This window comes from Streptomyces sp. NPDC060028 (genome assembly GCF_042736725.1).
Taxonomy (GTDB): domain Bacteria; phylum Actinomycetota; class Actinomycetes; order Streptomycetales; family Streptomycetaceae; genus Streptomyces.
In genome coordinates this window covers 18,409-40,470 of record NZ_JBHWVJ010000023.1, presented here as the reverse complement: position 1 = coordinate 40,470, position 22,062 = coordinate 18,409, and the positions used below count along the sequence as shown (strand labels likewise).

At 73.3% G+C, this 22,062-nt stretch carries 14 protein-coding genes and 2 pseudogenes; 10 read left to right on the top strand and 6 right to left on the bottom strand.

Annotated features, from left to right (window positions below; translation table 11 throughout):
* Window positions 1–5: 5 nt before the first annotated feature.
* The 3 genes from ACFWBF_RS14200 to ACFWBF_RS14190 all read right to left on the bottom strand — a co-directional run bounded on the left by ACFWBF_RS14200 (window position 6) and on the right by ACFWBF_RS14190 (window position 2,725).
* Complete coding sequence (locus ACFWBF_RS14200; protein WP_385600276.1) at window positions 6–1,043, bottom strand: ABC transporter substrate-binding protein; 1,038 nt, start codon at window positions 1,041–1,043, stop codon at window positions 6–8.
* 94 nt (window positions 1,044–1,137) lie between these two features.
* Entirely contained in the window at window positions 1,138–1,719 is a 582-nt protein-coding gene (gene ssuE / locus ACFWBF_RS14195; protein ID WP_385600273.1) for an NADPH-dependent FMN reductase, read from the bottom strand.
* A 49-nt stretch (window positions 1,720–1,768) separates the two neighbouring features.
* Window positions 1,769–2,725 (bottom strand): TauD/TfdA dioxygenase family protein, encoded by a 957-nt coding sequence (locus tag ACFWBF_RS14190; RefSeq protein WP_385600269.1) that lies wholly within the window; start codon window positions 2,723–2,725, stop codon window positions 1,769–1,771.
* A gap of 1,139 nt (window positions 2,726–3,864) precedes the next feature.
* Here ACFWBF_RS14190 and ACFWBF_RS14185 point away from each other — a divergent pair.
* The 4 genes from ACFWBF_RS14185 to meaB all read left to right on the top strand — a co-directional run bounded on the left by ACFWBF_RS14185 (window position 3,865) and on the right by meaB (window position 10,247).
* Window positions 3,865–5,109, top strand: coding sequence for an ROK family protein (locus tag ACFWBF_RS14185; protein ID WP_385600266.1), 1,245 nt, complete (start codon window positions 3,865–3,867; stop codon window positions 5,107–5,109).
* Window positions 5,110–5,171: 62 nt separating this feature from the next.
* Window positions 5,172–7,049 carry a methylmalonyl-CoA mutase family protein gene (locus tag ACFWBF_RS14180; protein WP_385600263.1) on the top strand — a complete coding sequence of 626 codons (1,878 nt, stop codon included), beginning with the start codon at window positions 5,172–5,174 and terminating at the stop codon, window positions 7,047–7,049.
* On the top strand, window positions 7,046–9,238 hold the full coding sequence (gene scpA, locus ACFWBF_RS14175) for a methylmalonyl-CoA mutase (protein ID WP_385600260.1): 2,193 nt from the start codon (window positions 7,046–7,048) through the stop codon (window positions 9,236–9,238). The genes ACFWBF_RS14180 and scpA overlap by 4 nt, the downstream gene beginning before the upstream one ends.
* Window positions 9,239–9,248: 10 nt before the next feature.
* Window positions 9,249–10,247: a methylmalonyl Co-A mutase-associated GTPase MeaB gene (meaB, locus tag ACFWBF_RS14170; RefSeq protein ID WP_385600257.1), complete on the top strand. Its 999-nt coding sequence runs from the start codon at window positions 9,249–9,251 to the stop codon at window positions 10,245–10,247.
* Between the two features lie 69 nt (window positions 10,248–10,316).
* Here meaB and ACFWBF_RS14165 read toward each other — a convergent pair whose 3' ends face one another.
* Window positions 10,317–11,318 (bottom strand): asparaginase, encoded by a 1,002-nt coding sequence (locus ACFWBF_RS14165; RefSeq protein WP_385225012.1) that lies wholly within the window; start codon window positions 11,316–11,318, stop codon window positions 10,317–10,319.
* 132 nt (window positions 11,319–11,450) lie between these two features.
* Here ACFWBF_RS14165 and ACFWBF_RS14160 point away from each other — a divergent pair, with 132 nt between their 5' ends.
* The 4 genes from ACFWBF_RS14160 (at window position 11,451) to ACFWBF_RS14145 (ending at window position 17,415) form a co-directional block, all read left to right on the top strand.
* On the top strand, window positions 11,451–11,900 hold the full coding sequence (locus ACFWBF_RS14160; protein WP_385600255.1) for an Lrp/AsnC family transcriptional regulator: 450 nt from the start codon (window positions 11,451–11,453) through the stop codon (window positions 11,898–11,900).
* A 97-nt stretch (window positions 11,901–11,997) separates the two neighbouring features.
* Window positions 11,998–14,103, top strand: coding sequence for a PQQ-binding-like beta-propeller repeat protein (locus ACFWBF_RS14155; protein ID WP_385600252.1), 2,106 nt, complete (start codon window positions 11,998–12,000; stop codon window positions 14,101–14,103).
* An 82-nt stretch (window positions 14,104–14,185) separates the two neighbouring features.
* Window positions 14,186–15,187 (top strand): serine/threonine protein kinase, encoded by a 1,002-nt coding sequence (locus ACFWBF_RS14150; protein WP_385600249.1) that lies wholly within the window; start codon window positions 14,186–14,188, stop codon window positions 15,185–15,187.
* Window positions 15,188–15,192: 5 nt separating this feature from the next.
* The gene (locus ACFWBF_RS14145) at window positions 15,193–17,415 is read left to right on the top strand and encodes a protein kinase (RefSeq protein WP_385600246.1); all 2,223 of its coding nucleotides are present in this window, start codon (window positions 15,193–15,195) and stop codon (window positions 17,413–17,415) included.
* 54 nt (window positions 17,416–17,469) lie between these two features.
* On the opposite strand, the pseudogene ACFWBF_RS14140 reads toward ACFWBF_RS14145, so the two are convergent.
* Window positions 17,470–18,312 (bottom strand): annotated as a pseudogene (locus tag ACFWBF_RS14140) (serine/threonine-protein kinase); the annotation flags it as partial.
* Between the two features lie 126 nt (window positions 18,313–18,438).
* Window positions 18,439–19,053: pseudogene (locus ACFWBF_RS14135) on the bottom strand (SPFH domain-containing protein); the annotation flags it as partial.
* 793 nt (window positions 19,054–19,846) lie between these two features.
* Between ACFWBF_RS14135 and ACFWBF_RS14130 the strand changes: the two are divergent.
* Both ACFWBF_RS14130 and ACFWBF_RS14125 read left to right on the top strand, forming a co-directional pair.
* On the top strand, window positions 19,847–21,709 hold the full coding sequence (locus ACFWBF_RS14130; RefSeq protein WP_385600244.1) for a DNA/RNA helicase domain-containing protein: 1,863 nt from the start codon (window positions 19,847–19,849) through the stop codon (window positions 21,707–21,709).
* A gap of 197 nt (window positions 21,710–21,906) precedes the next feature.
* Window positions 21,907–22,035, top strand: coding sequence for a DUF6408 family protein (locus ACFWBF_RS14125; RefSeq protein ID WP_274549949.1), 129 nt, complete (start codon window positions 21,907–21,909; stop codon window positions 22,033–22,035).
* Window positions 22,036–22,062: the final 27 nt, after the last annotated feature.

Genomic DNA, 22,062 nt, shown 5'->3' with positions numbered 1-22,062 from the left:
GCCGGTCAGCCCTTTCCCTGGCCGTTGAACTCGTTGGTGTAAAGGTCGGCGGCCTTGAGCTGGCCCTGCTTGATCTCGCCGCGCTCACCGAGCCAGTCGAGCCAGAGCTGGAAGGACGTGTCGGTGATCCGGCCGCCCGTCTCGGCGACCCCGTACGAGTGCCAGTACTGGAGGGTGGCGGTGTCCTCGTTGCGGCCGCGCTTCTTGACGATCTCCGTCATCCGGGCGATGACCTGCTCGCGCGGGGTGGTGCGGGACCACTCGATGGCCTTGGCGACGCCGGTCACGAAGGTCCGTACGGTGTCCGGGTTCTGCTTGATGAAGCGCTCGGTCATGATGTACGTCCCCGCGCTGAACGGGCCGAGCAGTTCGACGTCGGTGAACAGCGGCCGGATGCCGCCCGCCGCGAGGGCCTTGTCGCGCAGGACCCCCGTGAGCACCCCGACCTCGATCTGCTTCTGCCGCAGCGACTGCTCGGTGTTGACGGGTGGTATGACGAGCGGCTCGACCTTGGCCGCGTCCCCCTTGGAGAGGCCGCCCCGGCTCAGGTAGATGTCGAGCAGGGCCTGGTAGTGGGCGCCCAGGGTGTTCATGCCGACCTTCTTGCCGATCAGGTCGCGGGCCGAGCGGATCGGGCTGTCCTCCAGGACGTAGTAGCCGCCGTACGAGTACTGGTCGGAGCCGTAGGAGGAGATGACGGCCTTGATCGGCGCCTTGCTGGAGGCGAGCTTGATGACGGCGCCGTTGAAGGCCATGCCGAAGTGGGTCTGGCCGGTGGCGGCGGACTGGATGTCCTGGGGGCCGCTGATGGTGTTGCCGACCCAGTCGAGGGTGACGTTGCCGAAGTAGCCCAGGTCGGCGGCGAGTTCGGGGAGGGAGACCGCGCCGACCGAGCCCTGGTACTTCAGGGACGTGATCTGGCCGGAGCCGCCGGAGCCGTTCGTGGCGGTGGCCGTGCCGCAGCTCACCGCGGCCGCCGAGATGCCGAGCAGGGTGAGGAACTGGCGCCGGGAGGTGGAGGTCGTGGTGAAGGCTGCGGGCATGACGGGTCCTTGTCGGGTGCGCGGGGTTGCGTCGGGGGACGAGGTACGGGGGCGAGCTACGGAGACGAGGTACGGGACGAGGTACGGGTGACGGCTACGGGGCGGTGGTGAGCGCGGCGGTGTCGACGGTGTCCGCGGTGCGCAGCGCGTCGGCCCGCAGGGCGTCGGCGAACTCGTCGACGGCCTGGAAGAGGTCCAGCTCCGCCTCGGGCCGCAGCCGGTCGGGGCCGTGGCCGCGCTCGACGGAGGAGTCCAGGACGAACCGGCCGGCGGTGACGTGCCGGGCGCCGAGGGCGGCGAGGACCGGACGCAGGGCGTAGTCGATGGTCAGGACGTGGGCGAGGCTGCCGCCGGTGGCGAGCGGCAGAACCGTTTTTCCGGTGAGCCCGTCCTGCGGGAGCAGGTCGAGGAAGGCCTTGAGCAGGCCGGTGTACGAGGCCTTGTAGACCGGGGTCGCGATGACGATCCCGTCGGCTTCGGCGACGGCTTCGAGGGCCCGGCGGATCTCCGGCTCGCCGCGGCGGGCGGCGAGCAGGTCGGCGGCGGGGAGCTCGCGTACGGAGAGGTGGCCGGTCTCGAACCCGGCGTGGGACAGGCGGCGCAGCGCGTGCTCGACGACGACGGCCGTGCGGGAGTGGGCGGAGGGGCTGCCGGTGATGGCGAGCAGCTGGGGCACGGGGGCTCCTTGGGTGGTCGTTCGGGCCACGGAGGTCAGGCGGCGGAGGTCAGGCGGCGGGTGTGGCCGGTGAGGCGGAGTTGGACGCACCGGAGGCGATGCCGAAGGCCGGGTCCGGCACGGCCTCGGGGCTGATCAGGCGGGACGGCACGCCGTCGGGGCCGACCGGGACATCGCCGTCGACGGTGACGCGGCGCAGGGTGCGCTCGTGGTCGTCGGAGTCGTCGACGCCGTAGTGCTGGGTGGCGCGGTTGTCCCAGATCGCGACGTCGCCCTCCCGCCACTGCCAGCGGACGGTGTTCTCCGGGCTTTCGATGTGGGCCTGGAAGAGGTCCTGGAGGACACGGGAGTCACGGCCGGTGAGACCGCTGATCCGCTGGACGAAGTTGCCGAGGAGCAGGGTGCGTTCGCCGGTCTCGGGGTGGACGCGGACCACCGGGTGCTCGGTGAGGAAGGTGGTGGAGGTGAACACCTCGCGGTACTGCGCGAGCGCCTCGGGCAGGACGTCGGGCCTGAGCGCCGCGTAGTCGTACTCGTTGGAGTGGACGGCGCGCAGGCTGTCGGCCAGCGCGCGCAGCGGCTCCGGGAGGGTGCTGTAGGCGGTGGCGGTGTTGGCCCAGAGGGTGTTGCCGCCGTACGGGGGGATGGTGACGGCGCGCAGGATGGAGAAGGCCGGGTAGGCGGGGACGAAGGTGACGTCGGTGTGCCACTGGTTGGCTCGGGCGCCGTGGTGGGAGTCGATGCCGAGGGCGTAACGGCCGTCCGCCGAGGGCACGGTGGGGTGCGCGACGGGGGCCCCGAGCAGTTGGGCGAAGGCCTCGTGGGAGGCCTCGTCGAGGTGGCCCTGGCCGCGGAAGAAGACGACCTTGTGGGCGAGCAGCGCGGCGCGGATCTCGGCGACGGCGTCGGCGGCGAGCTCGCCGCCGAGCGTGACGCCACCGATCTCGGCGCCGATGCGGCCGCCGATCTTGGTGACGGTGATGTCGGTACGGGTGGCGGTGGCCATGGGGACTCCTTGGTTGTTTCCGCAGCGGAAGAAAAGCGAATGCGGGTACCTGGCGGTGCGGTGCGGTGCGGTGCGGTGCCTTGGCGAGGTGGGAGAGGGCGCCGGGCCGGACGGACCGGGCCGGGTGGCGCCAAGGCGGTTCGGGGAGGGTCGCGGTGCGGACCGGACCGGCCCGGACCAGGAAGAGCGGGCGTGACCCGGGAGGAGCCAGGCGAGGCGACTCCCGAGCCCGGCCCCACCGGTAGGCGCGGGCAGGACCCAGGAGGAGCGGCCGCGGCCGAGCCGGCCGGGACCGCAACCACCTCGGCGGCCACGCGGGCCGGATCCGGCTCGGGCGCCGCCAACCGGGTCCGGGCGCTGCCCCCATTGGCGCGGCACGACCGGGCCCTGGCGCCACTCCCGCCAGGGGCGGCTTGAGCTCGGGCACCACCCCCGCCAGGGGACGGACTCAGGCTCGGACGCCACGCCGAGGGGCGGATCAGGCCCGGGCACCACCCCCGCTCGGGAACGGGCTCGGGCACTGCCCCCGCTCAGGAGCGGGCTCAGGCACCCCCCGCTCAGGAGCGGGCTCAGGCACCCCCCCGCTCAGGCTCGGGCTCGGGCACCACCCCCGCTCGGGAGCGGGCTCAGGCTCGGGCGCCACCCCAGAGGGTTGGCTCAGGCTCAGGCGCCGCCCCAGAGGGTTGGCTCAGGCTCGGGCGCCGCCCCGCGAGGGGCGGCTCGGGCTCTGGCGGCACCCCGCGGGGGGGGGCGGCTCAGGCTCGGCGCGGGGCCGGACAGCGGCCCGGACACTCGCCCGGCGCGGTACAGAGGCCGGTGGTGTGGAGCCGCGGGGCGAGGACTTCGGTCGCGGACATGTCCCGGAGCCTGTCAGCGCCCCCGCCGCCGGTCAACCCCCGCACCCGGCCCCCAAAAAGGCCCGGGCGGACACCCCCCGCCGGCCCGCCAAACCGCCCCTGACCTGGCGTTTCCCCCCGACCCGCGGAACCCGCCACCGCACCCCCGGCAGCCGAAAGCCCCGGCCGGATTTCACACCGCCGCAACGCACCCGCCACGCTCCCGCCGAACAGCCCCCGCCGGAGCCCGCCGGACCCTGCCGGACCGCGCCCCGGCCGCCGGGCCGGACGCGACGGACCGGCATGATCGGGGGCACGCCCCCCTGTTCCCCCGCCCGAGGAGGACCCGTGCCCCCCACCACCGGTGACAGCCGGGCCGCCGCCAACGCCGCCTCCGTGCTGCGCACCGTGCTGGCGCACGGGCCGATCGCCCGGAGCGGGATCTCCCGGGTGTGCGGGCTCAGTCCCGCCGCCGTGTCGCGGCAGACCACCGCCCTGCTCCGCGGCGGGCTGCTGCGCGAGCTGGCCGAGCCCGCCGACGCCGCGAGCCCGGCCGGAGTGGGACGGCCGCGGATCCCGCTGGACCTGCACACCGGGGCCGTCGGCGGGCCGGTCGCCGCCGGTCTGCACATCGGCGTGCCCGCCTCCACCTTCAGCCTCGTCGACCTGCGCGGCCGTGTCCTGGCCCGCCGGGCCATGCCCCACGGGGACCGCGCTCCCGCCGCCCTGCTGGCTGCCATCAAGAGCGAACTCCCCGGCTTCCTGAGGGAGTTCGACTTACCGCACCGCCCCCTGCTCGGCCTCGGCGCGGCCCTCGGCGGCTGGGTCCGTCCCGGCGACGGCACCGTGGTGCGCCACGAGGCGCTGGGCTGGCGGGACGTCCCGCTCGCCGCCGAGCTCGGCGGCGCCCTGGAGGCGCACGGCCACCCCGGGCTCACCGTCCGCGTCGACAACCACGCCCGCGCCGTCGCCGACACCGAGATCGTCTTCGGCCGCCCCGAGGCCCGCCGCAGCCTGCTGCACCTGTTCATCGGCAATGTCGTCGACGCCGCTTTCGGCATCGAGGGCACCGTGCACCGGGGCCCGGGCGCGGCCGCCGGAGACGTCGCGCACCTCCCGGTGCCCGGTTCGCGGGTCCCGTGCGCGTGCGGACGTACCGGCTGTCTCCAGGCGACCGTCTCCGACACCGTGCTCGGCGCCGAGGCCGTGCGCCGCGGGATCGTCCCCGAACCCTCCGTGTTCCTCCTCGCGGACGCGGCCGCCACCGGCGACCCCCGCGCCGACCGGCTGCTGCGCGAGCGGGCGCGCGCGGTCGGCCGGGCCGCGGCGCTGCTCCTCGACGTGTTCAACCCGGCCGTCATGGTGATCGCGGAGTTCTCCAGCGTGCTCGACGAGAGCTACCTCGACGAGATCCGCGGGGCGGCCGGCGACCCCGAGCGCTACGGCAGGCGCATCGTCGGCCCGCACGCCGGGCCCGCCGTACTGCCCGTGGCCGCCGCGACCGTACTGCTCGGTCCGCTCTTTCGTGACCCCTCCCGTCTCACATGAGAGGGGGAGATCACATCCAATGGTTATAGGCGCGCTCATGGGACCCCCCTAACATTCGAGCCATGACGGTCCTGCCTGATGACGGGCTCTCCTTGGCCGCCGAATTCCCTGACGCGACGCATGAGCAGTGGCAGCGCCTGGTAGAGGGCGTGCTGCGCAAGTCGGGCAAGGAAGTTTCCGGCGAGGCAGCGGAAGACGCGTTGTCCACGAAGCTCGAGGACGGGCTCACCACCCGCCCGCTGTACACCGCACCCGCGACGGCCGAGGACACCGGCCTCGACGGGTCCGCCGGCTTCCCCGGCTTCGCCCCCTTCGTACGGGGCGGCAGGCCGGAGGGCAACGCCGCCGCGGGCTGGGACGTGCGCCAGCGGCTGCTGGGCACCGATCCCGTACGGGTGAACGAGGCGGTCCTCGGCGACCTGGAGAACGGCGTCACCTCGCTGTGGCTGACCGTCGGCAGCGGCGGTCTCCCGGTCGACGCGCTCCCCCGCGCCCTGGACGGGGTCTACCTCGACCTCGCACCCGTCTGCCTCGACGCCGGCGCCGAATACGCCGACGCCGCCCGCGCGTTGCTGCGGCTCTACGGCGAGCGCGGGGTGGCCCCCGAGGCCGCCCGGGCCTCCCTCGGCGCCGACCCGCTGGGCCACGAGGCCCGTACGGGCGAGGCGCTGGACCTGGCCGACGCCGCCGCGCTCGCCGCCCGGGCCAGCGCCGGGTGGCCCGGTGTGCGCGCCCTGACCGTCGATGCGCTGCCCTACCACGAGGCCGGCGGCTCGGCGGGCGAGGAGCTGGGCCTGTCCCTGGCCACCGGCGTCGCCTACCTGCGGGCCCTGGCCGAGGCCGGGCTGAGCACCGAAGCGGCCCTCGGGCAGTTGGAGTTCCGCTACGCCGCGACCGCCGACCAGTTCCTCACCATCGCCAAGCTCCGTGCCGCGCGCCGCCTGTGGGCCCGCGTCGCCGAGGCCTGCGGGGCCCCGGAGGCCGGCGCGCAGCGCCAGCACGCCGTGACCTCGCCGGTGATGATGAGCCGGCGCGACCCCTGGGTGAACATGCTGCGCACCACCATCGCCTGCATGGCGGCGGGCGTGGGCGGCGCGGAGGCGGTCACCGTGCTCCCCTTCGACCACGAGCTGGGCCTGCCGGACGCCTTCGCCCGCCGCATCGCCCGCAACACCTCCACCATCCTGCTGGAGGAGTCGCACCTGGCCCGCGTCATCGACCCGGCCGGCGGCTCCTACTACGTGGAGCGGCTCACCGACGAACTCGCCCATGCGGCCTGGGAGTTCTTCCAGAGCCTCGAGAAGGCCGGCGGCCTGGCCGCCGCCCTGCGCTCCGGGCTGGTCGCGGACCGTCTCGCGGCGACCTGGGCGGAGCGCTCGAAGAAGCTGGCCAAGCGCCGCGAACCGATCACGGGCGTCAGCGAGTTCCCGCTGCTGTCGGAGAAGCCGCTCGTACGCGAGCCCGCGCCGCCGCGGCCCACCGGCGGGCTGCCCCGCGTACGGCGTGACGAGGCGTACGAGGCGCTGCGCGCCCGCAGCGACGCACACCTGGCGGCGACCGGCGCCCGCCCGAGGATCTTCCTCGCGGCGCTGGGCCCGGCGGCCGCGCACACCGCGCGCGCCACCTTCACCTCCAACCTGTTCCAGGCGGGCGGCATCGAACCGGTGCACGACCCGGTCTCGGTGGACCCGCGGACGGCCGCCGCGGCCTACGCGGCGAGCGGCGCGGACGGCATGGCCGTGCTGTGCTCCAGCGACGCGCTGTACGAGGAGCAGGCCGAGGCGGTGGCCGCCGCCCTGCGCGCGGCGGGCGCGACGACCGTGTTCCTCGCCGGCCGGCCCGGCACCGCCGAAGCCTCCGTGGACGAGTACGTCTTCGCCGGCTGTGACGCCGTCGCCGTGCTGTCCTCCGTACTCGACCGGATGGGAGTGCAAGCATGAGCATCCCCGATTTCTCCGAGCTCGCGCTGAACGGCGCCGGCGCCGGGCGCGCGGCCGGTTCCGAGGACCAGTGGCGTACGGCGGTGAAGGAGTCCACCGCCGGCGCCACGGGCGATCTGCTGTGGGAGACCCCCGAGGGCATCGGCGTACAGCCGCTGTACACCGGCCGGGACGTGGAGGGTCTGGACTTCCTGCACACGTACCCGGGCGTGGCCCCGTACCTGCGCGGCCCGTACCCGACGATGTACGTCAACCAGCCCTGGACGATCCGGCAGTACGCCGGCTTCTCCACGGCCGAGGAGTCCAACGCCTTCTACCGGCGCAACCTCGCGGCCGGCCAGAAGGGCCTGTCGATCGCCTTCGACCTGCCCACGCACCGCGGCTACGACAGCGACCACCCGCGCGTGACCGGTGACGTCGGCATGGCGGGCGTGGCGATCGACTCGATCTACGACATGCGCCAGCTCTTCGACGGCATCCCGCTGGACAAGATGACGGTGTCGATGACGATGAACGGCGCGGTGCTGCCGGTCCTCGCCCTCTACATCGTGGCGGCGGAGGAGCAGGGGGTGTCCCCCGACAAGCTCGCCGGGACCATCCAGAACGACATCCTCAAAGAGTTCATGGTCCGCAACACCTACATCTACCCGCCCAAGCCCTCGATGCGGATCATCTCCGACATCTTCGCCTTCACCTCGCAGAAGATGCCGCGGTACAACTCGATCTCCATCTCCGGCTACCACATCCAGGAGGCGGGCGCGACGGCCGACCTGGAGTTGGCGTACACCCTCGCCGACGGCGTGGAGTACCTGCGGGCCGGGCAGGCCGTCGGGCTGGACGTGGACGCCTTCGCGCCGCGCCTGTCGTTCTTCTGGGCGATCGGCATGAACTTCTTCATGGAGGTCGCCAAACTGCGCGCCGCCCGCCTGCTGTGGGCGCGCCTGGTCAAGCAGTTCGACCCGAAGAACGCCAAGTCGCTGTCGCTGCGCACCCATTCGCAGACCTCGGGCTGGTCGCTGACGGCGCAGGACGTCTTCAACAACGTCACGCGTACGTGCATCGAGGCGATGGCCGCTACCCAGGGCCACACCCAGTCGCTGCACACCAACGCCCTCGACGAGGCCCTGGCCCTGCCGACGGACTTCTCGGCGCGCATCGCCCGCAACACCCAGCTGCTGCTCCAGCAGGAGTCGGGGACCTGCCGCTCGATCGACCCGTGGGGCGGCAGCGCGTACGTCGAGAAGCTGACGTACGACCTGGCGCGCCGGGCCTGGCAGCACATCGAGGAGGTCGAGGCGGCCGGCGGCATGGCCCAGGCCATCGACGCGGGCATCCCGAAGCTGCGCGTGGAGGAGGCCGCGGCCCGTACCCAGGCGCGGATCGACTCCGGCCGGCAGCCGGTGATCGGCGTGAACAAGTACCGCGTGGAGACCGACGAGCAGATCGACGTCCTGAAGGTCGACAACTCCTCGGTGCGCAGCCAGCAGATCGCCAAGCTGCGGCGGCTGCGCGAGGAGCGCGACGAGGCGGTCACCCAGGACACCCTGCGGGCGCTGACGAACGCCGCGGAGCGCGGCGACGGCAACCTGCTGGCGCTGGCGGTGGACGCGGCGCGCGCCAAGGCGACCGTCGGTGAGATCTCGGACGCACTGGAGAAGGTGTACGGCCGGCACGCGAGCCAGATCCGTACGATCTCGGGTGTGTACCGCACCGAGGCAGGCGAGTCCCCGTCCGTGGAGCGCACGCGCGCCCTCGTCGACCGGTTCGAGGAGGCGGAGGGACGGCGTCCGCGCATCCTGGTCGCGAAGATGGGCCAGGACGGGCACGACCGCGGCCAGAAGGTGATCGCGACGGCCTTCGCCGACCTGGGCTTCGACGTGGACGTGGGCCCGCTCTTCCAGACGCCGCAGGAGGTGGCCCGCCAGGCCGTCGAGGCGGACGTCCACGTGGTGGGCGTCTCGTCGCTGGCGGCCGGCCACCTGACCCTCGTACCGGCGCTGCGCGAGCAGTTGGCGGTGGAGGGGCGCGAGGACATCATGATCGTCGTGGGCGGGGTCATCCCGCCGGCCGATGTCCCCACGCTGCTGGAGATGGGCGCGGCGGCGGTGTTCCCGCCCGGCACGGTCATCCCGGACGCGGCCCACGACCTGGTGACGCGGCTGGCCGCGGACCTGGGCCACGAGCTGTAGGCGGCGGCCGGTGCCGAAGATCGACATCGAGGCCTACGCGAAAGGGGTGCTCGACGGGAAGCGCGCGTTCATCGCGCGCGCCATCACCCTCGTCGAGTCCACCCTGCCGGCGCACCGGACACTGGCCCAGCAGCTCCTGACCGAGCTGCTGCCCCACTCGGGGCGGGCCCGGCGCATCGGCATCAGCGGTGTGCCGGGGGTGGGCAAGTCCACGTTCATCGACGCGTTCGGCACGATGCTGACGGCGCTGGGCCACCGGGTGGCGGTGCTGGCGGTGGATCCGTCGTCGACGCGCACCGGCGGCTCGATCCTGGGCGACAAGACGCGGATGGAACGCCTCGCGGTGGACCCGGCGGCGTTCGTCCGGCCGTCGCCCTCCGCGGGGACGCTGGGCGGGGTCGCGAAGGCGACGCGCGAGTCGATGATCGTGATGGAGGCGGCGGGCTACGACGTCGTCCTCGTGGAAACGGTCGGCGTCGGCCAGTCGGAGACGACGGTGGCGGGGATGGTCGACTCCTTCCTCCTGCTCTCCCTGGCCCGTACGGGCGACCAGCTCCAGGGGATCAAGAAGGGCGTCCTGGAGCTGGCGGACGTCCTGGCGGTGAACAAGGCGGACGGGCCGCACGAGCGGGACGCGAAGGCCGCGGCGCGCGAGCTGGCGGGCGCGCTGCGCCTGATGCACCCGGCCGACGCGGCCTGGACCCCGCCGGTCCTGACGTGCAGCGCGCGGGAGTCGGCGGGGCTGGACGAGGTCTGGAACCGGCTGGAACAGCACCGCCGGCTGCTGGACGCGGGGGGCCGGCTGGCGGCCAAGCGGGCGGCGCAGCAGGTGGAGTGGACCTGGGCGATGGTCCGCGACGAGCTGCTGGAGCGGCTGCGCGCGAACCCTTCGGTACGGTCCCTCGCGCCGACCCTGGAGGCCGCGGTCCGGGCGGGCACCCTGACCCCCACCTCCGCGGCGGACCAACTCCTGACGGCCTTCGGCAAAATCAGCCCCGCCAGCGTTTGAGGCGCGGGGTCTGGGGCGGAGCCCCGGCAGCGGGGCCGCGCCGGACGGGCGCGGCAACCCCGCAGGGGGTCAGGCGTCGACCAGGACCGAGCCGGCCGCGCCGAGCACGCGGCGCAGGACCCGGCCCTGCTCCGCCACATCGTCGGACGCGAGCAACGCGGCAAGCACCGCGATCCGCGCCTGCCCGGCCCGCAGGGTCCCCGTCGCGGCGGCCCCGGCCGCGACCAGGTCCACCGCACCGCCGTGCGTGTAGATCTCGGTGACCGGCCCGGCCGCGACCCGCGTGGTCAGCGCGACCAGCACCCCCCGGGCCACGGCGGCCGCGACGGCCTCCACGATCTCCGGGGTCGCATTGCCCGCACCCGTCCCGACCAGCACGATCCCCCGCGCCCCCGCGGCAACGGCGGCGTTCAGCAGCACGGCGTCCCCGTCGGCGTGGTGCACGACGACGTCGACCCGCGGCGGCAGCTCCGGCATCGCAGGCAGCGCGAGCGCCGCCGACCGCTGGGGCGACCGCAGCACGGTGACCTTGCCGAAGCCGACCTTGCCCAGCAGTTCCTTCGAGGGGTCGGCGAACGCGTCCAGCGCCACGGCCTGCGTCTTCACGGTCCCGCGGGCCGCGTGCACCCGCCCGGCGAAGGCGACCAGCACGCCCAGCCCCCGTACCGTCGCGGCGGTCAGCAGCGCGTCGTACAGATTGCCGGGGCCGTCCCCGTCCGCCGTGCCCATGGGTCGCTGCGAGCCGGTGAACACCACGGAACGCGCGTCGTGGTGGTGCAGGTCCACCAGGAAGGCCGACTCCTCCAGGGTGTCGGTGCCGTGCGTGACGACGATGCCGTCCACGCCCGGGTCGGCGAGCACCTCGTGCACGGTGCGCAGCAGGGTGAGCTGGTGGGCGGTCGTCAGCCGGGGGCTGTTCACGCTGAACAGGTCCACGACCTCGACGGTGAGACCCTCGGGCAGCGGCGCGGTCGCCATGACCTCGCTCCCGTCGGCGTCCGCGGCGAAACCGGATCCCTGCCAACGGCTGGCTATCGTGCCGCCCGTGCTGATGACGACGATGCGTCCCATGGCCGCCCTTCCCTCGCAAATCACCCGGAGGTCGTACAGATTTTCTATAGATGGCAATAGTAGGGGGATCTACGCGCAATGCGATTGCGGATTCAACCCTTCCTGTTACGTACGATGGGGGATGATTGCGTGATGGACGCCATCGACAGAGATATCTTGCGTGAGCTCCAGGCCGACGGCCGGCTCAGCAACCAGGAGCTCGCCGCACGCGTGGGCCTGACCCCCTCCCCCTGCATGCGCCGGGTACGCCAGCTCGAACAGGACGGGGTCATCCAGGGGTACCGCGCGGTGATCTCCCCAGAGGCGGTCGACCGCGGCTTCGAGGTACTGGTCTCCGTCGAGGTGCGCCGCGACCGCGAGGCGGTGGAGGCCTTCGAGTCCGCCCTGCACGACATCCCCGACGTCATCGAGGCCTACCGCCTCTTCGGCAGCCCGGGCTGCCTGCTGCGCATCGCGGTCGCGGACCTGCGCGCGTACGAACGCCTCTGGATCGAGAAGCTGACGGCCCTCTCCGGCGTCACCGAGGTCAACTCCCAGATCATCATGAAGCGCATCAAGGAGCCGACGGGCCTCCCCGTCTGACGTGACGTGGGCCTGCCCGTCTGACGTGGGCCTGCCGTCCGGCCTCGCGGCCGCCGCCCTAAGATCGGGCCCGGCCCCGAACAGAAAGCAGCACCCCATGAAACCCCTCGGCTCCGGCGACCCGGTCCGGCTCGGCCCCTACCGGATCCTCGGCGTCCTCGGCGAAGGCGGCATGGGCAAGGTCTACTTCGCCCGGGACAACGCCGGCGCCGTCGCCGCGGTCAAGGTGCTGCTGCCCGAGCTCGCGCACGATCCGCACCTCGCCCAGCGCTTCCTGCGCGAGGCCCACACCGCGCAGGCGGTCTCCAGCGGTGGCGTCGCACGCGTCCTGGGCGCGCAGAGCGAGGACAGCCGGCCCTGGATCGCGACCGAGTTCCTGGCCGGTCCCACCCTCGACGAAGCCGTACGCCGGTACGGGCCGTTCGGCGCCGACGGGGTGCGCGCGCTGGCCGCCGCGCTCGCCGCCACCCTGCGCGACATCCACGCCGCGGGGCTGGTGCACCGCGACCTGAAGCCGGCCAACATCGTTCTGACGTCGACGGGACCGCGGATCATCGACTTCGGCATCGCCCGCCCCGAGCACGGGCTGACGCTCACCACCACCGGTCAGGTGCCGGTCACCCCCGGGTACGGCGCCCCGGAGCAGGTCCTGGGGCGGCGCGTGGGACCGGCCGCGGACGTCTTCTCCCTGGGCGCGGTGCTGGCGTACGCCGCCACGGGACAGCGCGCGTTCGACGGGACGCACGTGGCCGCGGTGCAGTACGAGGTGGTGCACGGGGAGGCGCAACTGGGCTCCGTACCCGATGAGTTGCGCCGGCTCATCGCGCCGTGCCTCGCCAAGGAGGCCGCGTACCGTCCCACGCCCGACCAGGTCGGGGGTGCCTTCGACCCGCCGCGCGGAGCGGACCGGGCCTGGCGCAAGGGGCCGTTGGCCGAGGACATCGCGCTCCGGACGGCCGAAGCCGCCCGCCAGGCCGCGCAGGGCGCACCGGGCGGCGGCCCGCGGTCCGGGGCCGGGCCGTCGCGGCGGCGGCTGCTGCGCACCTCGCTGGCGGCGGGCGGGGTGCTGGTGGCCTCGGGCGGCGCCACCGGGGGCTGGTGGCTGATGCGCGACGAACCCCGGCGGTTCCCCGCGGCCGGCCTGCCGAGCAACGCACAGCCGCTGTCGCTTTCGGACGCGCGGTCCGGCGCCGCCCCGAAGCCGCTGTGGGGGCCGCTGCGGGTGGCGGCGCAGCCCGAGGACGGCAGCGTCACCACCCCGCTGCCCCTGCGTGACGTGGTCGTCTTCGCGGCCGCGGGCGGCGGCCTGGCGGCGCGTCTGGCGACCGACGGCAAGGAGAAGTGGCGGCTGGCGGACGTCTCGCCGGCGGCCGGCGTCCTCGCGCTGTCCGAGAACTGGTTCACCGTCGCGGACAAGGCCGGCGCGCTGCACGCCTTCGAGGCCTCCACCGGCAAGCCGCTGTGGTCGGCGCCGGACGCCGACGCCGAACGCCTGCTGGCCGCGGACGAATCGGCGGTCTACCTGCTGACCCGCGACGGGCGGCTGCGCTGCGTGGAGACCCGCAACCGCACGGTGCGCTGGAGCGCGCCGATCCCGGCGGCCACCGTGGCGAAACCCGGGCCGCGGGCCGCGGTGGGCAGGGACGCGCTCGTCGTCTCCGGCACGGACGGCACCGTCATCACCTTCGACACCGCGACCGGAGCGCAGGTCTGGAAGGCCGCGGGCCAGGCCCCGTCCGCCATGGCGCCGCTGATCCACAAGGACATCGTCTACCTGGGCGGCCGGAGCCTGACGGCCCGTGTCCTGCGGACCGGCGTCGAGCGGTGGTCGGCCGCGGCGTCGGAAGTCCCGCAGAAGGGCGCCGGCGGCTGGGGCCCGCTGGCGCTCGGCGCCGACCTCGCCTACGGCATGAACGGCACGTCCCTGTACGAGGTGTCGCTGGACCCCGAGCGCGGGCAGCCCGCGACGCGCGGCCGCGCCGCACGGGGCCCGCTTCCGCACACCCCGCCCGTGGTGCAGGGCCGCGCGATCTGGGTGGTCGAGCCCGGCGGGCAGGGCGTCTCGGCGTACTCCGCGGCACAGGGCGTACGGCTGTGGACCTGGGCGCCCGAGGCGAAGGGGGCCTGGGCGCTGTCCGGTGCCTGGAACCGGGTCTTCCTCGTCAACGGCGGGAAGCTCACGGCCATGCCGACGGTCGGATGAGCCGGGCGGTTTTCGGCATGCCGCCGGGAACCGCTTAGGCTCGGGCGGCCGAGCAACCGACCCGGGGGACGGGACCACACGCATGGAAAGCCTTCGTCAGGACGACCCGACGCACGTCGGGCCGTACGTCACCCTGGCCCGGCTCGATGCCGCGCCCGCCGAACGGGCCGTCCCCGAACGCCGCTACCTCGCGCGCGGCGCCGACGGGGAGCGCACCGTTCTCGTCTGCGTGCCGCGCGTCGGGGCCGATCCGTCGCGGTGGGCCCTCGAGGCCGAGGGCGCCCGGCGGCTGTCGCCGTCGCTGCCGCGGTTCCTCCCTGTCGCCGAGGTCGGCGGAACGGCCGGGTTCCCGTGGTACGCGGCCGCGTACACGCCCGTACTTCCGCTGCCGGCCGTGCTCGACGCGTACGGCGGGCCGCTGCCCGAGGAGTACGTACGCGGGCTCGGCGCGGCGCTCGCGCAGACGCTGGCCGCCGCGCACGCCCAGGGGGTGGCGCACGCGGGGCTGTCGCCGGCCGCCGTGCTGCTCACCGCGGGCGGGCCGCTGCTGGGCTGCTTCGGCGCCGCACGCGCGGCGGCCCCCGACGGGGTGCGCCGGACGGGGCTCCCCGGGCTCGACCCGGGATGCCTGGCGGCGGAAAGCGCCTCGGGCGGCCGGCCCGGACCGCCGGGCGACATCTTCGCGTTCGGCGCGGTGCTGGCGTACGCGGCCACCGGCCACACGGTGCCGGAGCGGAGCGAACTCCCCGCCGGGCTCCGGGACTTGGTCGGCGCCTGCCTGTCCGCCGACCCGGCGAACCGCCCCGGGTCGGCCCAGGAGCTGCACCGGATGCTCACGGCGCCCGCGCGCGCCGTCGGGGCCACCGTCCCCGCCGCCCGGACCGCCGCCGGAACCGCCGCAGGAACCGCCGCCGGGCCCGCTTGGGACGGCGCCGCGCCCGTTGCGACGGTGCTCGATCACACGGCCGATCCGGTGGCTCCGGGGCGGGTCGTCGCCGCGCTCGCGGCGCAGTCCGCCCGGCTGCTCGCCGCGGAGCTGCCCGCCCCGCGAGACTCGTTCCCGCCGCCCCTGAAAGCGCACTGATCCCGATGCTCCCCACCCCGGCCGCGCGCGGCCCCCTCGTCCCTCTCGCCCCGCTCGCCCATGACGATCCGCACCACCTCGGCGGCCACCGGCTGTTGGCCCGGCTCGGCAGCGGTGGCATGGGCACGGTCTATCTGGCCCGCTCGACGGCCGGACGTACGGTCGCGCTCAAGACCGTGCACGCCCGGATCGCCGCCGACGCCACCTTCCGTACCCGCTTCCGGCTGGAGGCCGACGCGGCCCGGGTCATCGGCGACCGGCACGGGGCCCGCGTGTTCGGCGCCGACCCGCTGGCCGAGACGCCCTGGCTGGCCACCGAGTACGTCATCGGCCCGCAGCTCGACGAGGCGGTCGCCGCCGCCGGTCCCCTGCCCGAGCCGGTGGTCCGGGCCCTGGGCGCGGACCTGGCCCGGGCGCTCGGCCGGCTGCACGCCTCGGACGTGGTGCACCGCGATCTGAAGCCGTCCAACATCATGGTCACCGCCGCCGGGCCCAAGGTCATCGACTTCGGCATCGCGCGCGCCCTCGGCGCCGAGCGGCTGACCGGCGTGGGGGTCGCGGCCGGCACCCCCGCCTTCATGTCGCCCGAACAGGCCGCCGGGCTCGAACACACCCCGGCCGGTGACGTGTTCGCGCTCGCGGGGGTCCTGCTCTTCGCGGCCGCCGGGCACGGCCCCTTCGGCGGCGGGCAGGCCGCCGACCTGCTCTACCGGGTCCGCTACGCCGAGCCCGACCTGGGCGGCGTACCGCAGGCGCTGGCGCCGCTGCTCGCCCGCTGCCTGGACAAGGACCCCGCGCGGCGGCCCACGACGGCGGAGCTGGCCGAGCTGCTCGCCCCCGGCACGGGGGTGTTCTCGGACGGTCTGCCGCGGCCGGTGCTCGCGGACATCGCCCGGCGCGCCGCGGCCGTGTGGCAGGAGCCGCCGCCCCGGCTCCCGGCCCCCGCCGGGGAACCCGCGACCGTACCCGACGCCGGGGGCGCGGCCGGGACCACGGCCGGCGGCATGTCGCGCCGCAGGCTGCTCACGGTCGCCGGCGCGGCGGCCGGCGGGGTCGCGCTCGCCACGGGCGGCGGGCTGTGGGCCTGGCTGTCCGCCCGGGGACAGGAGGAGGAGGCTCCGCCCGCCCTGGGGCAGCCGCCGGCCGCCCTGTGGGAGACGGGCGCCGTGAGCGCCAAACCCGGCAGCGAGCCGCTGCGTACGGGCGACGAGCTGATCGCGACCGCAGGCTTGGGGGCCTTCGGCTTCAACCCGCAGAAGGGCAAGCCCCTTTCGGACCGGGGCACGGTCGCCGACGCCTGGCGCATCGCCACCGACGGCAAGGTGCTCTACGGGCTGAAGGAGCAGGGGACCGGCGACAAGGCCCTCGTCGTCGTACGCCTCCCCCAGGGCGGCCGGGGGCAGCAGGACACATCCGTACGGCTGCCGGCTTTCGACGGCGCCGAGCGGCTCAACCAGATCCTGTGCGTGGACGGCGACACCGTGTTCCTGTGCGCCAAGTCCGTCGCGGACGGGCAGTGGTTCGTGCTCGCCGCGAACCTGAAGACCGGCGGTGAGCTGTGGCGCAGGGCCACCGCGCCGCCCGCCGAGGCCTCCCTGGCCGGATCGCTCCCCTGCGTCGTGCGCGCCAAGACCGTGCGGGCGGGGCTGCTGGTGTGCCGCCCGGTGAACCGGGGCGACTCCCTGCGCCTGTCGGTGCACGACCCCGCCACCGGCGCGGAGCGCTGGACCGTCTCGCTGCCCGCGCCGGGGGCCCCGCCCCACCGGCTGGCCACGGACGAGGACCACGTCTACCTCGGCACGGCGACCCTCCAGGCACTGCGGCTCACCGACGGGTCGACGGCCTGGTCCTTCGGCGCGGGCCGCGAGGTGGGCGACCTGAGGCCCGCCGAGCGCCGGTACGGCATCCCGACGGTCCGGGACGGGGTGGTCTACGCCGTCGAGGGCACCCGCGGCATCGTCGCCGTCGATGCCCGTACGGGCAAGGTGCGCTGGGCGGAGACCCCCCTGAAGGACGCCCGCCCCGACCGCGACCTGGCCCCGGTGGCGGGCACCGAGCAGGTCTACAGCATGGACGGTACGGGCCTGCGGGGGATCGACGTCCGCTCGCACCGCGCGCTCTGGCGCTACACCACGTCCGCGATCACCGTGTCCCCCGACCCGGACCCGGCCGTCAAGCAGCTCTACATCCGTGACGACAAACGTGTGTTGGCCCTCCCGACGCGGTGACCGCGGACAGCCGCGCACCGTCTCCAGGAACCGCGACGCGCTCCCCGTGGCGTGTCATCGGGAAGAGGGAGGGACCCGGGGCGCGGTTGCCCAAGCCCCGGGTGCCGAGACGGTGGGCATCTGATGCAGGCCGACCAGGGTGCGTACGGCACGCGGCAGCCAGTCCGTCAGGGTCTTCTCCTCGGCGCCTGCGATCCGTCGCAGGATCTCGGTGGGGGTGGGGCGGTCCGCGGGGTCCGAACTGAGGCAGTCCGTCACCACCGCGGACAGATCGCCGGGCAGCAACCGCAGCGCGTTGTCGAGAACGGCGCCCTCGGGGAAGGGGGCGGCTCCGCAGGCGTGGCACAGCACCATTCCGAAGGCGTACGCGTCCACGGCCGCGGTCAGCGGAACACCGGTCAGCTGCTCTGGGGCGAGGAACCCGCGGGTACCGACCACGAAGTCCGTGCGCGTGAGCGCCGTGCCGTCCGCTGCCCGCGCGATGCCGAAGTCGATGACGCGGGGTCCCGCATCCGAGATGACGATATTGCTGGGCTTGAGGTCCCGGTGGATGATCCCGCAGGCGTGGATGCCCTCCAGCGCCTCGGCCACGCCGAGCGCCAGGGTCCGTACGGTCCGGGAGGGCAGCGCGCCGTGGGTGCGCAGCACCTCGTGCAGGGAGGGGCCGGGGATGTACTCCGTCACCAGCCAGGGCCGGGCGTCCTCCGCGCCCGTGTCGACCACGGGTGCGGTGTGGAAGCCGCCCACGCGGCGCACGGCCTCGATTTCCCTGGCGAAGCGTCGGCGGAAGGACGGATCCTCGGCCAGCTCCTCCCGGACCACCTTGACGGCCACGCGCCGGGCGCCCGGCGACAGGCCGAGGTAGACGGTGCCCATCCCGCCTTCTCCCAGCCGGGCCGACAGCCGGTAGCGGCCCACCTGACGCGGGTCCTCCCGGCGCAGCGGCTCGTGGTGAACGGCGGGCGGGTTCGGCTCGGGCGGGGCGAGCGCCGAGCGTGGCTGAAGCGGCATCAGGAGCGCGTCCCGGGCCTCTGCCGCCTTGCGGATCTGCGCGATCTCGATCTCGCCCTCGGCGCGCAGGATGGCGGCCTGCTTCTCGCCTTCGGCGCGCAGGATCTCGGAGTGCCGGACGCTTTCGGCGTAGAGGATGGCGGCGCGCTTGTCGCGGTCGGCGCGCATCTGCTTCTCCATCGAGTCCTGGATGGAGGTCGGCGGCTCGATGGCCTTGAGCTCGACGCGGTTGACGCGGATGCCCCACTTGCCGGTGGCCTCGTCGAGGACGCCGCGCAGGGCCGCGTTGATCTCCTCGCGGGAGGTCAGGGTCCGCTCCAGGTCCATGCCGCCGATGATGTTGCGCAGCGTGGTGATGGCGAGCTGCTCGATGGCCTGGATGTAGCTGGCCACTTCGTACGTCGCGGCGCGGGCGTCGGTCACCTGGTAGTAGACGACGTAGTCGATGTTGACGACCAGGTTGTCCTGGGTGATGACCGGCTGCGGCGGGAACGGGACGACCTGTTCCCGCAGGTCGATCCGGTTGCGGATCCGGTCGAAGGGCGGGAACACCAGGTTGGGTCCGGCGTGCAGCATCCGGGTGTGGCGCCCGTTTCGCTCGACGACGGCCACCGAGGCCTCGGGGATGATCCTCAGGGCCAGGGCCGCAAGGCCCGCGAGCACCAGCGCCAAGGCTCCCGACAGCACCATGACGTTCAACAGCGCCGCCCCTCGCGCACCCGCCCACCCGGAACTGCAGTGTCGCAGAACCGCCGTGCCCCGCACAGGCTTTGCAAAGACACCCGCCCGACACCCGGCACGGTTGCCACCGGTGGCGCGCTACCGACGCGGCGCAACCGAGCCGGCCCCGGACGCGGCGCGCCGCCGCTCGGCGAGGAGGACGACGTCCGGAAAACCCGGCTCGAACCGGAGGCGAATACAGCGGGCGGTGCCGCGGAACGACGTGCCCCAGTCGACACGACGAACGGCCGCCCGCCGTAGCCGCACCGGCAGCAGCGCGCGCCCTCCCGGACGGCGGCCGGCCCGGAGGGAAGTCACTGCGCTCAGCCGCATGGCTGGAGCGCGTAAACCCCCGGCTGCACACTGCCCCAACCCGCAGGTCAGGCGCCCTTGGCGACCGGCTCCAGAATCGCCACGCACTCCACGTGGTGCGTCCCTGAGAACGCATTGAAGAGTAGGAGACTGGGCAAAACCCCAGGTCAGATCCCCCGTTTCGTCGACGCAAGGGCTGTGTGCGTCGGAGAAGCGTTACCTCTCCCCATCTATGAGACTGCTGACCAGCTCAGGTGCATGATCCACGTCCTGTTCTAGGATGGCGAGACCATCTCAGCGGCCCGACGGGCTTCCGCTCCACTTCCGTGGAACCGAAGGACATGCCCCCACCCGCACGAGCTACTTCGTGCTGCCTGGGGGCACTTCCTTGCTGTTCCGTGAGTCCGCGGCGTCGTTGGCCGACCGCACCCATCTTGAAGGACGGCTGGCCGAGCTCCTGAGCGAGAACTTCCTGCACAGGCACCGCCACCGGCCCCACCCATCGGAGGTGCGCTCTTGGGAACGGAGCATCCCGGCGCTCACCAACGCGCTCGTCGAAGCGGGGCTCGGCGAAGTCGAGATGCTACTGGAGTACGCGCTGCCCCTTACCAGCAAGCGCGCGGACGTGATACTTGCCGGTGTTCATCCGAGTACCGGAGAGCCCTCGTACGTGGTGGTCGAGCTGAAGCAGTGGAGCGAGGCTTATCCCGAGGAGGGTGATCCGCTGCTGTGCCGCATCGACGCCTACCCGGACCCGGTCCTCAACCCGATCGAGCAGGTGCGCGGCTACTGCGACTACCTCATCTCGTTCAACGGAGCGTTGGAGCAGATTCCCGACTCGGTCGCGGGGGTTGCCTACCTGCACAACGCAACCGACTTCGGGGTGGCCGGGCTCCGCGCCGTCACGGAAGACGATCGCGGCCGGATGTTCACCGGTGACCAGCGTGGCGCCTTCCTCGGCTACCTCCGGTCTAGGCTTGCGGCGAAGCCGGGTGCCGAAGCGGCCGACGCCCTGATGCAGGGCAAGATCCGGCCATCACGGCAACTGATGGCCGTTGCCGCCGAAGAAGTGCGCGATCGAGAGCAGTTCGTACTGCTGGACGAACAGCGGCTGGCTTACGAAACAGTCATGTCGGCAGTGCGTCAGGCCCGGCGGTCCAACCACAAGCAGGTCGTCGTCGTTGCCGGCGGGCCGGGTTCCGGCAAGAGCGTGATTGCCCTCTCCCTGTTGGGCGACCTCTACCGACGCGGTGTGCCGGCCCTGCACGCCACCGGCTCACAGTCCTTCACCAAGACGATGCGCAAAGTCGCCGGTGCCCGCAAGCCCGAGGTCCAACGTCTCTTCCGCTACTTCAACAGCTTCATGGAGTCAGAGCCGAACGACATCGACGTACTCGTATGCGACGAGGCACACCGACTCCGCAAGACCTCTGCCAACCGCTACACCAAGGCAACTCTGCGGACCGGCCGCCCGCAGGTGGCGGAGCTGATGGATGCCGCTCGGGTTCCGGTCTTCCTGCTGGACCAGCACCAGGTGGTGCGTCCGGGCGAGATGGGAACCGTGGAACAGATCCAGGATGCCGCGGCCGAACTGGGCTTGGACTGCACTGTGGTGGAGCTCGACAGCCAGTTCCGGTGCGGGGGCAGCGACGCCTACCTGCGTTGGGTGGTCGACCTCTTGGGGATCGAAGGGAATGCACCCAGCGCGTGGGAGCCGGACGGCAAAGTGGGGCTCCGGGCTGCCGACAGCCCGCAGGAGCTGGAGGACTTCCTGGCCGCCCGGAGGTCCCAGGGCTACGGCGCTCGCATGTCCGCAGGCTACTGCTGGAAGTGGACGACGAAGATTACCTCCAGCATGCACGCCCTGCCCACCGACGTGGTCATCGGCGACTGGGCCAGGCCATGGAACCTCTTCGGCGACCGCGCCTTGCTCGGCGCCCCGCCCGCGCCTCTCTGGGCCACCGACCCTGCCGGATTCGGACAGATCGGGTGCGTCTACACGGCGCAGGGCTTCGAGTACGACTGGTCGGGCGTGATCATGGGCCCGGACCTGGTCTGGCGGACCGACCGATGGGTGGTCGACCGCACGGCTTCGAAGGACCCTTCGTTCACCAAGGCGACGCCGGACGAAGACGTCGACCGTCTCATCCGCAACACGTACAAGGTGCTGCTGACCCGCGGAATGATCGGAACGGTCGTCTACTCGACGGACCCCGAGACGCGCGAGAAGCTCCGCTCCCTTATTTCCTGAGTCATGGCACTACCCGGCCGATACCATGATCTGGCTGCGCACCTTCCCGGAGGGTACGAGGCTGCGGTTCATGCACGAGGCCGAACAGGCCATGAGTGACGAATGGTTGTGCCCGTCGTGTGGTGACACACGACGTGAGCGTGGCTGCCCGGTAGGGCTCCCCCTGCCATTCCGATCTCACAGCCTGGAGTGGCCGTATGACCCCCGTCGAGTACAAGCTCGCGCGTCGTGAACGGATTCGCGAAATCCTGATCGACATCGCTGCCGGAGCCGTCTCCAGCCTTCTGGTGACAGCCCTGACCGCGCTGGCGAACCTGCTCTTCTGACGCAGGTGTGTGGCGGGCCCGGCGAGC